The organism is Vulcanococcus sp. DEBay_Sum22DG08_74, from assembly GCF_017852955.1.
Lineage (GTDB): Bacteria > Cyanobacteriota > Cyanobacteriia > PCC-6307 > Cyanobiaceae > Vulcanococcus.
In genome coordinates this window covers 1-10,092 of the sequence record NZ_JAFMKL010000061.1, presented here as the reverse complement: position 1 = coordinate 10,092, position 10,092 = coordinate 1, and the positions used below count along the sequence as shown (strand labels likewise).

Here is a 10,092-nt window from a genome sequence, read left to right as displayed (position 1 = left end):
GCAGGGGAACGGCGATGGGGAACAGCACGGCTCCCGCCAGCGGGGTGAAGGCAACGACGGCTTTCATTGCGGACCTGTGCTCAGAACCACTCGGCCACAGCTTGGTCGCTGGGGTTGCTGTTGTCCTCTGGTGTGCTGCGATCGAAATTCAAGGTGATATTGCGCTTCTGCTCGCCATCCGCCGCAATCGCCTCGATGGCATAGACCTGCTCGCCATCGCGGAAGGGAACTTGAACCCGGAAGGTGCCATCGCTGGAGAGGGGAACCTCCTCCCCTCCAATGCTCAGGCGGGCGGAAGGATCGGTGGCTCCGTAGACGATCAGCTCGGCATCGGCGACCAACCAGAAGGCGCGCTTGCGTTGACCGACCACGCCACTGCCGGATTCATTGCGGCCGCTGGCCCAGAGGCCGGCGCCGGAGGCGTTGAGGCCTGAGCCACTGGCGCCCTCGAGTTCATGGAAGGCCTCCGAGCCCCGTCCCATCGTCCGTCCAAAGCTGGTGGCGGTTTGGTAGAGCCGCTCGTGCAGACCGTTGTCTGGAGTGGTGGCGGGTTGGCTGGCGATCCCAGCGGCATCCACCTGGCCGAGCGGGGCCTCGAGGCTGAAGGGAACGAACTGATCGAGGATTTGTTCGCTGGGGTGGAGCGCAGGCACCCGCGCGATCGACGAATAGGCCAGGGAGATCCAGCCACCAGCGTTGACGCGGTAGCCAAGTTCGACCCGGTAGTCGCGATCACTCAGCGGCACGGGGAGGTACCACTCGGTGGCGTGGCTATCGACGGGCACTTCCTGCAGGGTGTGCGGGTGCACGCCTCCATCGCTCACCCCAGTGACATCGGCGACCCGCAGGCAGAGCTGGCTGGCTCCATCCTTGAAGGCCTGCTGGCGATCGCTTTCAGAGATTTCCCAGAAGACATAGGCCCACTGGGGATCACGCGGCAGAAAGACGACGCGCGTGATGTCGATGGTTTTGGGCGGAGGGCTGTGTTCTTGCTCGACGCTGCTGATGTCGGCCTGGCGCTCGCCGATGGCATCAACCAGTTCAGCCTTGGTTTTGCGGCTGTAGAGCGTCACGCCCAGTTCACTGGCCACCTGGCGCAGCTGGCGCAAGGTCATGCGGGCCAATGAGGTCAGGGCTTGGGTCACAGCGCTTCCGATTCCTTTCGGGATCAATGGACTTACTTTCCCCGATCCCTTGTGCAATCGGCAGTCGTGGTCAGGATCCCGTGACTGCCTCCGGTGTGGAAACACAAAAAAAGCGGCGGATGAACCGCCGCTTGAGAAGTCCTGGCCCGTGGATCAGCGGCCGAGGCTGCGGTAGGGGACTTTCGAGAGGTAATCGATGTCGGCACTGCCGCTGGCGTTGGCACCGCGCAGGGCAGGCAGGGTGCGCACCCAGGGCATGTAGTCCTGAGGGAAGCCACCGCGGCGCTGCAGGGAGCGCTCGGGCAGCTTGCGGGCGGTGCCGGTGTAAACGATTTGGGGGAACCCGAGGATGCCGCGGTAGTAGGCGTCGTAACGGGGGCTGGTGATGTTGAAGGGGGTCTCGCCCAGGTCACGGCTGCCGACCACGCGGTTGCGGTGGTAGGGAACGGTGTCGTAACCGAAGGCGTTCAGGTACTCCTCACTGTCGAGGATGTCGTCGACCATGCCCTTGACGCCGCGGGTCATCAGCACAGCGGACCAGGCGATCTCTTCAGCCTTGCCGTGGGTTTGGCGACCCAGCAGCTTTTCGACGAGGTGGCGAGCCACCTTGTAGTTGCTGTTCAGCGTGTAGAAGCTGCGGTTGAAGGTGTCCGAGAGGCACAGGGAGCGGATGAAATCGCGCACCGTGATCTGGCCGTTCCGCACCTGGCTTTCCAGGGTGAGGTCACGGTCCACCTTGAAGGCGTGGAAGAAGATTTGGCGGTAAGCCGCTTCGATCACGAAGTTCTGGTCTTCGCGGTCCATGGCCTTGTCCATGGATACGGCTTTCGGATCCTCATCCGAGCCCACACGCAGGGCGTCAACACGCGAGTTCTGCGTGGTGGGCGCGTACTTCAGAAGAGGAAGGGCCACTCGAACTTCGGCATCCGTCGGGGACGATCGTAGAAGTGTGTTCCGGGCTCAACTCCGCCGTCCCTTTCAGGGCTCACAGTCCGTAACGTTCCACACCGATTCGTTTCACCAGCCCAGCAGCGACAAGGCCGGCTCCGCACTGGTGCTTTCGGCGCTTTGGGGCTTGGCGCTGGGTTGCTCACTGCCGCTGACCTCGCAGCGGGTTTCGATGCAGAACGAGGCGTTGTTGGAGAGCCCCTCGACCGTGCTGCTGCGCACGCGGACGTTGGGGCCGGCGAAGGCAAACCGCTCCCAGACGTTCATCGTTTCGTACTCCGTGCTCAGCAGCAGTCCGTCCCGCTCATCCATCGAGAACAGAGAGCTGGCGGGGGCTTTTTCCGCGTAGCCCAGATCCCGCAACAGCAGTCCAGAGCGGCCGCGCTCGTCGGTTGGGATCAGGCCGATCACGCTTTCGCCGGTGTGGTCCTCACCGGCTTTGTCCCAGGCCATCGAGGCGCTCCAGCGCACCCAACAGCCCCCCACCAGGCCAGCCGGATCCTGGCCGTGGAGTGCGGCGATCTCGGCCAGGCGCTGGTCCGTGCGCTCCAGTTCCTCCACCACGATCAGCGAGCCTCCGGCTTCGGCGCGGCGGTGCAGCAGGTGATGGACGCTGCGCTGGGAGCGCCAGCGGCCGCAGCTCAGCTGGAAAAAGCTGAGGGCATCCTCAATCGCAAGGGTCACGGCGCTGCAGCAGATGCAGCGATGATCGCAAGCCGTAGTCGTCTCCTGCAGCCGTGCTCAGCGGAGTCCTGGCGGCCTTGGCGGGAGCCCTGTGTTGGACCCTTGCCAGCAGTCTTTGGCGGCGCTTGCCAACGGCCCTCAGCGCCAGCCAGCTCAATCTGCTTAAGAACGCTCTGGCGCTGCTGTTGCTGCTGCCGCTTTTGGGCGCGTCCGGCGTTGGCTCCCGATGGAGCGATCCCTGGGCCTTCTGGCTGCTGGTCGCCAGTGGGGTTCTCGGCATTGCCATTGGCGACAGCCTCTTCTTTGCCGCCCTGCGCCGCATCGGAACCCGGCGCACCCTGACCCTGGATGCGGGCGGTCCCGCGGTGACGGCGCTCTTGGGAATGGCGGCCCTGGCCGAGAGCCCCAGTCTTCTGCAATGGCTGGGGATTGCCCTGATCACAGCGGCCCTGGCTCTGGTGGCAGGCCGTGATGCCGGGGCGCCTCGCTCGCGGGACTGGGGCCTGGGGGTTGCGCTGGCCCTGGGGGCCTTGGCCTGCGGCAGTGGCGGAGCCGTCTTGGCCAGGGCGGCCCTGCGCTCCGGTGCGATCGATCCGCTGCAGGCGGCCGCGCTGCGCCTCTTGGCGGCAACTCTCGTCCTGCTGCCGCTGCTGCCGTCTCTGCTGCAGCGACGTCAGGGGCCGCTCCCGCAGCGGCGGCGTTGGCCCCTGGGGATCCTCGCCACCTTGCTGGGGACCAGCGCCGGGATTGCCCTGCAGCAAACCGCCCTGCAGCAGTTGCCGGGGGCGCTGGCGGTGTCACTCCTGGCGACCGCTCCGGTGATGGCGCTCCCCTTGGCCTCCCTGGAGGGGGACCGCCCCGGCTGGCGAGGCGCCCTGGCGGCCCTGATGGGCCTGGCTGGGGTCAGTTGTGTGGTGGCTTAAGCCGCGCATCGGCCTGCCGTTGTCCCCAGCGCACCAGGTCGGCGATCTCCAGCTGCAGCGCGGGTTTTCCGAGGTCGTTGCCGATGCTGGCCAGCTGGGCTGAGGCCTTGCCCAATTGCTCCACCAGAACGGGAATAAAGGTCGGGTCCACCGCCAGGTTGGGTTGCTGCTCGGCCCAGGCGCTCAGACGGGCCCCCTCCGGTAGGTCTTCCCCTTGGGCGGCCGCCTGTTGCAGGCAGCGCAGGCTATGGGCCAGCAGGCGCAGGTGATGGCGCTCGAAGGCCGGGAGCAGCGTGCTCTCGAGTTCGCTGAGGTCCGCTTCGCTCAGCACGGCGTCAGCCGGAAACCGCAGGCCTGGTTGCCCTCGAGCAGCCAGTGGACCCGATCCACTTGGCAGTCAGGGAAGGTCTGTCTGATCAGCTCCAGTTCCTGATCGCAGACGCAGGGGAATTGCTGGGCGATGGACTGAACCGAGCAGTGGAACTCGCTCAGCACCCAGCTGTCCTGGCCTGGTTCGGCGTGGAACTCGGCGACGTAACCCTCGCGCCGCCGCAGCTCCACCAAGCGCTCCAGCCGTTCCAGGACCGTGCCGGCGCCGATGTGTCTGCGGTAGTCCTCGGCCTTGTCGCTGGCCTGCCGCTCGAGCAGCTCCTCGACCATCCCGCTGGGCAGGTTGGCGGTCATCGAGCTCAGGAGGCCCAGGGCGAAATGTTCGCTGCCGTTGGGGAAGTGTCCGCGTCCATTGCTGGTCAGGCGCCAGCGGTTGCTGGGCCGACCTTGGCCCTCGCTGGTGGGACTGGCTTCCACCAAACCCTCGTCTTCTAAGGAGCGCAGATGGCGCCGCATGACTTGGACCGACACCTGAAGCGCCTCGGCGAGCTGGGCAGCCGTGAGCTCCCCCTGCCGCAACATCAGGCTGAGAGCGGCTTCGCGTGTCGGTGACTGGGCGGAGACGCTCATGTTGGAAAGCGGTCATCCACACCATGCCACGGCTAAACGGGCGCTGACGAGTGAGCCGAGAGGCCCCTCCCCCCGATTGGCACCGGCAACGCGCAACAATGACCACTCACTGCTGACGGTTCAGGCCTCTATCGTTCACTTACGAAACCCTGGCGTTTCGTAAGTTGTTGATGGACGAGCTGTCAGCCCCGCTGGGCGCCAGTCCTCGCCCGGCACGTCCGTACCAGCTTTGTCTCTGCGCTCATGTCTGCAGCCCCCTCCCCGTCAGCCAGCGACAGCCTTGAGGTGATCCGCAAGTTTGCGGAGACCTACGCCCAGCGCACGGGGACCTATTTCTGCAGCGATCCCAGCGTGACGGCTGTCGTGCTCGAGGGTCTGGCCCGTCACAAGGACGAGCTGGGCGGCGCTCTGTGCCCCTGCCGCCACTACGAAGACAAGGAGGCCGAAGTGGCGCAGGCCTTCTGGAACTGCCCTTGCGTGCCGATGCGTGAGCGCAAGGAATGCCACTGCATGCTGTTTTTGACCGAGGACAATCCCTTCCGCGGTGAGAACCAGACCATCTCGATGGAAGACGTCAAAGCCCATACGGGCGGTTGAGGCTCACCCATGAGTAACGCTCAGGCCGTTGGTGATTTAGTCAGCCAGCCGTACAAGTACGGCTTCGTCACTGACATCGAAACCGAGAAGATCGCCAAGGGCCTCAGCGAGGACGTGGTGCGTCTGATTTCCAGCAAGAAGGACGAGCCGTCTTTCCTGCTGGACTTTCGCCTGCGGGCCTATCGCCAGTGGCTCCAGATGGAGGAACCGGACTGGGCCGCTTTGGGCTACCCGCCCATCGACTACCAAGACGTCGTTTATTACGCCGCTCCCAAGCAGCAAGAGAAGAAGACCAGCCTCGATGAGGTGGATCCGAAGCTGCTGGAAACCTTTGACAAGCTTGGAATCCCCCTAAGCGAGCAAAAACGGCTGTCCAACGTCGCTGTTGACGCCGTCTTCGACAGTGTCTCGATCGCCACGACCTACAAGGAAAAGCTGGCTGAGCACGGTGTCGTCTTCTGCTCGATCAGCGAGGCCGTCAAGGAATACCCCGAGCTCATCGAGCGCTATCTGGGGACGGTGGTCCCGAGCAACGACAACTATTTCGCGGCGCTGAATTCAGCTGTCTTCAGTGACGGCTCCTTCGTCTTCATTCCCAAGGGCGTCGAATGCCCGATGGAGCTGTCGACCTATTTCCGGATCAACTCGGGAGACACCGGGCAGTTCGAGCGCACCTTGATCGTTGCGGAAGAGGGTGCCTCCGTGAGCTACCTCGAGGGTTGCACCGCCCCGATGTTCGACACCAACCAACTGCATGCGGCAGTGGTGGAACTGGTGGTGCTTGATGACGCCTCGATCAAGTACTCGACCGTTCAGAACTGGTACGCCGGTGATGAGAACGGTGTGGGCGGCATCTACAACTTCGTGACCAAGCGCGGTCAGTGCCGTGGTGCCCGCAGCAAGATCAGCTGGACCCAGGTGGAAACCGGTTCAGCGATCACCTGGAAGTACCCCAGTTGCGTGCTGCAGGGCGCCGATTCGGTGGGCGAGTTCTACTCGGTGGCCCTGACCAACAACATGCAGCAGGCCGACACCGGCACAAAGATGATCCACGTGGGCCCGCGCACCCGCTCGACGATCGTCAGCAAGGGCATCAGCGCTGGGCGCTCGTCCAACAGCTACCGCGGTCTGGTCCAGATCGGACCGAAAGCCACCGGCGCCAAGAACTACAGCCAGTGCGACTCGATGTTGATTGGCGATCAAGCCGCCGCCAACACCTATCCCTATATCCGCTCCCAGCAGCCCCAGGCCGCTGTTGAGCACGAGGCCAGCACCTGCCGTATCTCAGAAGATCAGCTCTTCTATCTGCAGAGCCGCGGCATCGGTTTTGAAGAGGCCGTCTCGATGATGGTCAGCGGCTTCTGCCGCGATGTCTTCAACCAGCTGCCGATGGAGTTCGCCGCCGAGGCGGACAAGTTGCTGGCCCTGAAGCTTGAGGGCTCAGTCGGCTAAGCCCACCGCTGACCCCGGCCCGATGCGGGCCCTTTGTTTCCCTTTCGTCTCCCTTCCCCGTGATTCGCCCTGACGCTCCAGTGCTGCTTGAGATCCGGGATCTCCACGCTCGAGTCGAGGACAAGGAGATCCTCAAGGGCGTCAACCTGACCATCCGTGCCGGCGAGATCCATGCGGTGATGGGCCGCAATGGCAGCGGTAAGAGCACCCTCTCCAAGGTCCTGGCTGGTCATCCCGCCTACACCGTCACCGGCGGCAGCGTGACCTACCGCGGCGAGAACCTGCTGGAACTGGATCCCGAGCAACGGGCCCGCACGGGCGTGTTCCTGGGCTTCCAGTACCCGGTGGAAATTCCGGGGGTGAGCAACCTGGAGTTCCTGCGGGTGGCCACCAACGCGCGCCGCGCCCAGAAGGGTGAGGAGGAGCTCGACACCTTCGCGTTTGAAGACCTCGTTCGTGAGCGTCTGCAGGTGGTCCAGATGGATCCCGCCTTCCTTGATCGCTCGGTGAACGAAGGCTTCAGCGGCGGCGAGAAAAAGCGCAACGAGATCCTCCAGATGGCCCTGCTGGATCCCCTGGTGGCGATCCTCGATGAGACGGATTCCGGCCTGGACATCGACGCCCTGCGGATCGTGGCTGGCGGCGTCAATCAGTTGGCGAGCCCCGACAACGCGACCCTGCTGATCACCCACTACCAGCGCTTGCTCGACGCCATCACCCCGGACTATGTCCACGTGATGGCGGCCGGGCGGATGCTGCGCACCGGCGGCAAAGAACTGGCCCTGGAGCTTGAAGAGCGCGGCTACGACTGGGTGGACCAGGAGCTGGCCGCCTTGGCTGCCGCGGAGGTGGCCTGATGACCGCCAGCCTCAGCGCCCCCACCCAACGGGCAGCTTGGCTGGAGCAATGGCTCTCCCAGCTCCCTGCCGCCTCGGGTGCCCTGGCGGCTGTGCAGCAGCGCGGTCGCGCTGCCCTGGCCCAGCAGGGTGTTCCCTCCTCGCGCAGTGAGGATTGGCGCTTCACCGACCTGAGCCTGCTGCAGGCGCTGCCCTTGGCGGCGGCTCAGCCTGCCCAGCCCACCCTCGCCGCTGGCGGGTCCGTGCTGCGCTTGCAGCTCGATGGCCAAAGCGATCCCCTGGCGGGGGTGACCCTGCCCGCAGGGCTTGAGGTCCTCAGCGAGGCGGAACTGGCCCAAGGGTTGGGCCACACCCTGGCGGCCACGGCTTGTCAGCAGCACTGGCCGGTGGAACTCAATCAGGCCAGCGCCACGCAGGTCCTGGCCCTTCGGGTCAAGAGCCGAGCCTCGGCGGCCCTGGAGCTGGTCAGCGCTAGCGCCGGGGGCATGCTTCCCCTGCGGATCCTGCTGGTGCTGGAGGAGAAGGCCCAGCTGGATCTCTCCCAGCTGATCGAGGCCCGGGCCGCGGGTCTGGTCAGCCTGGTGATCGAGGCCCACCTGGCCCGCAGCGCCCAGCTGCGCCATGGCCTGGTGGCCTTTGGCCAAAGCGATGCCGCCCTCTTCAGTCACATCGCCGTTGAGCAAGAGCCGGAAAGCCAGGCTGCCCTCAGCAACGTGGCTGCGGGTTGGGGACTAGCGCGGCACGAGCCGCGGTTGGTGCAGGTGCAGGGCCAGGCCCACTCGCTCCTGCGCGGTCTGCAGTTGGTGGGCGGTCAGCAGATTGCTGACACCCACAGCTTTGTCCAGTTCTCTGGCCCCGAAGGGGAGCTCGATCAGGTCCACAAGGCGGTGGCCGCCGGCCAGGGCCGCAGCGTCTTCAACGGCGCTGTGCGCGTGCCCCGGGAAGCCCAGCAGACCAACGCGGCGCAGTTGAGCCGCAACCTGCTGCTCTCAGACCGGGCCCGGATCGACACCAAACCCGAACTGGAGATCGTCGCGGATGACGTCAAGTGCGCCCATGGCGCCACGGTCAGCAGCCTGCAAACCGATGAGCTCTTCTATCTCCAGAGCCGCGGTATTGGCGCGGAGCAGGCCGCCGGCCTGCTGAAGCGCGCCTTCTGCGAAGAGGTCCTGCGCGCCCTGCCGGAGCCCGCGCGCCAGTGGTGCCCCCTGGATCAGCTGGAGCTGGAATCGGCATGAGCAGCTCCTCCTCCAGCCTGATGAGCGTTCCTGCTGTTGATTTGGCCGCCCAGACGCGGCAGGACTTCCCCCTGCTGGCCCAGACGGCCTGCTTGGGGCAGCCGTTGATTTATCTCGATCACGCCGCCACCAGCCAGAAGCCCCATCAGGTCCTGGATGCCCTGCGGCACTACTACGACCACGACAACGCCAACGTTCACCGGGGCGCGCACCAGCTCAGCGCCCGCGCCACCGAGGGCTTTGAGGGGGCTCGGGCCAAGGCTGCGGCCTTCATCGGCGCCTCCAGTCCCAACGAAATCGTCTTCACCCGCAACGCCAGTGAGGCGATCAACCTGGTCGCCCGCAGTTGGGGTGAAGCCAACCTGCGCCCGGGCGATGAGGTGCTGCTGACGGTGATGGAGCACCACAGCAACCTGGTGCCCTGGCAACTGCTGGCGGATCGCACCGGCTGCGTGCTGCGCCATGCCGGCCTGAGCGAGAGCGGTGAGCTCGACCTGGAGGACCTGCGCAGCAAGATCAGCGACCGCACGCGGCTGGTGAGCCTGGTGCAGGTCAGCAACACCCTGGGCTGCCTCAATCCGATCAGCCAGGTGGCGGCCCTGGCCCATGCCGCCGGTGCCCTGGTGCTGGTGGATGCCTGCCAGAGCCTTCCCCACCTGCCGGTCAACGTCAAGGAGCTGGACGCCGACTTTTTGGTGGGCAGCTCCCACAAGCTCTGCGGTCCCACGGGGATGGGATTCCTCTGGGGCAGGGAGGCCCTGCTGGAGGCCATGCCTCCCTTCCTCGGCGGCGGCGAGATGATCCAGGACGTCTACCTGGACCACAGCAGCTGGGCTGGGCTACCCCACAAATTTGAGGCCGGCACCCCCGCCATCGGTGAGGCGATCGGCATGGGCGCGGCCCTGGACTACCTCCAGGCCCTGGGTCTCGATCGCATCCATGCCTGGGAGCAGCAGCTCACGGCCCATCTGTTTGAGCGCCTGCAGGGCATCGATGGCCTGACAGTCCTGGGCCCCACGCCGGAGCAGCAGCCGGATCGGGCGGCCCTGGCGGCCTTCCATGTCGAGGGTGTCCACGCCAACGACATCGCTGCCCTGCTGGATTCCGCTGGCATCTGCATCCGCAGCGGCCACCACTGCACCCAGCCCCTGCATCGCCACTACGGCCTCAGTGCCTCAGCGCGGGCCAGCCTGAGCTTCACCACGACGATCGAGGAGATCGATCGCTTCGCGGAGGAACTGCAGGGAACCATCAGCTTCCTGCGCGAGCACAGCTAGGCGGGGCTGAG

11 protein-coding genes are annotated in these 10,092 nt (G+C 65.5%); 6 read left to right on the top strand and 5 right to left on the bottom strand.

The genetic code is table 11. The annotated features are described in order from the left end of the window. Positions 1-80 precede the first annotated feature (80 nt). From QZ184_RS07745 to QZ184_RS07735, 3 genes are all read right to left on the bottom strand, one after another. Positions 81-1,145 carry a DUF4912 domain-containing protein gene (locus QZ184_RS07745; RefSeq protein ID WP_296418897.1) on the bottom strand — a complete coding sequence of 355 codons (1,065 nt, stop codon included), beginning with the start codon at positions 1,143-1,145 and terminating at the stop codon, positions 81-83. A 153-nt stretch (positions 1,146-1,298) separates the two neighbouring features. Beyond that, positions 1,299-2,057, bottom strand: a complete 759-nt coding sequence (locus QZ184_RS07740) for a phycobilisome rod-core linker polypeptide (protein WP_296416841.1) — start codon at positions 2,055-2,057, stop codon at positions 1,299-1,301. Positions 2,058-2,162: 105 nt separating this feature from the next. After that, the gene (locus tag QZ184_RS07735) at positions 2,163-2,777 is read right to left on the bottom strand and encodes a phycobiliprotein lyase (RefSeq protein WP_247479525.1); all 615 of its coding nucleotides are present in this window, start codon (positions 2,775-2,777) and stop codon (positions 2,163-2,165) included. Positions 2,778-2,830: 53 nt separating this feature from the next. Between QZ184_RS07735 and QZ184_RS07730 the strand changes: the two genes are divergently transcribed. After that, positions 2,831-3,700: a DMT family transporter gene (locus tag QZ184_RS07730; protein ID WP_296416309.1), complete on the top strand. Its 870-nt coding sequence runs from the start codon at positions 2,831-2,833 to the stop codon at positions 3,698-3,700. Here QZ184_RS07730 and QZ184_RS07725 read toward each other — a convergent pair. Beyond that, positions 3,681-4,031 (bottom strand): hypothetical protein, encoded by a 351-nt coding sequence (locus tag QZ184_RS07725; protein WP_296416307.1) that lies wholly within the window; start codon positions 4,029-4,031, stop codon positions 3,681-3,683. The genes QZ184_RS07730 and QZ184_RS07725 overlap by 20 nt on opposite strands. Further along, a complete protein-coding gene (gene sufR / locus QZ184_RS07720) occupies positions 4,025-4,660 on the bottom strand; it encodes an iron-sulfur cluster biosynthesis transcriptional regulator SufR (protein WP_296416306.1) in 636 nt (211 codons plus the stop codon). The genes QZ184_RS07725 and sufR overlap by 7 nt, the downstream gene beginning before the upstream one ends. A gap of 243 nt (positions 4,661-4,903) precedes the next feature. On the opposite strand from sufR, the gene QZ184_RS07715 reads away from it, so the two are divergent. Genes QZ184_RS07715 through QZ184_RS07695 form a run of 5 tightly spaced genes read left to right on the top strand, consistent with a single transcriptional unit; the run spans position 4,904 to position 10,081 of the window. Continuing rightward, positions 4,904-5,257: a ferredoxin-thioredoxin reductase catalytic domain-containing protein gene (locus QZ184_RS07715; RefSeq protein WP_010313046.1), complete on the top strand. Its 354-nt coding sequence runs from the start codon at positions 4,904-4,906 to the stop codon at positions 5,255-5,257. A 9-nt stretch (positions 5,258-5,266) separates the two neighbouring features. After that, positions 5,267-6,709 (top strand): Fe-S cluster assembly protein SufB, encoded by a 1,443-nt coding sequence (sufB, locus tag QZ184_RS07710; RefSeq protein ID WP_010313045.1) that lies wholly within the window; start codon positions 5,267-5,269, stop codon positions 6,707-6,709. 59 nt (positions 6,710-6,768) lie between these two features. Next, positions 6,769-7,566, top strand: a complete 798-nt coding sequence (sufC, locus tag QZ184_RS07705) for a Fe-S cluster assembly ATPase SufC (protein WP_029625992.1) — start codon at positions 6,769-6,771, stop codon at positions 7,564-7,566. Then, entirely contained in the window at positions 7,566-8,804 is a 1,239-nt protein-coding gene (sufD, locus tag QZ184_RS07700; protein ID WP_296418894.1) for a Fe-S cluster assembly protein SufD, read from the top strand. The genes sufC and sufD overlap by 1 nt, the downstream gene beginning before the upstream one ends. Further along, positions 8,801-10,081: a SufS family cysteine desulfurase gene (locus QZ184_RS07695; protein ID WP_296418891.1), complete on the top strand. Its 1,281-nt coding sequence runs from the start codon at positions 8,801-8,803 to the stop codon at positions 10,079-10,081. The genes sufD and QZ184_RS07695 overlap by 4 nt, the downstream gene beginning before the upstream one ends. The last annotated feature ends 11 nt before the right edge of the window (positions 10,082-10,092 follow it).

What these genes read in the sequence shown, in the direction of transcription:
- sufB (WP_010313045.1), top strand. Translation starts at nt 5,267, where the DNA reads ATGAGTAACGCTCAGGCCGTTGGTGATTTAGTCAGCCAGCCGTACAAG.
- sufR (WP_296416306.1), bottom strand. Translation starts at nt 4,660, where the DNA reads ATGAGCGTCTCCGCCCAGTCACCGACACGCGAAGCCGCTCTCAGCCTG.
- QZ184_RS07695 (WP_296418891.1), top strand. Translation starts at nt 8,801, where the DNA reads ATGAGCAGCTCCTCCTCCAGCCTGATGAGCGTTCCTGCTGTTGATTTG.
- QZ184_RS07715 (WP_010313046.1), top strand. Translation starts at nt 4,904, where the DNA reads ATGTCTGCAGCCCCCTCCCCGTCAGCCAGCGACAGCCTTGAGGTGATC.
- sufD (WP_296418894.1), top strand. Translation starts at nt 7,566, where the DNA reads ATGACCGCCAGCCTCAGCGCCCCCACCCAACGGGCAGCTTGGCTGGAG.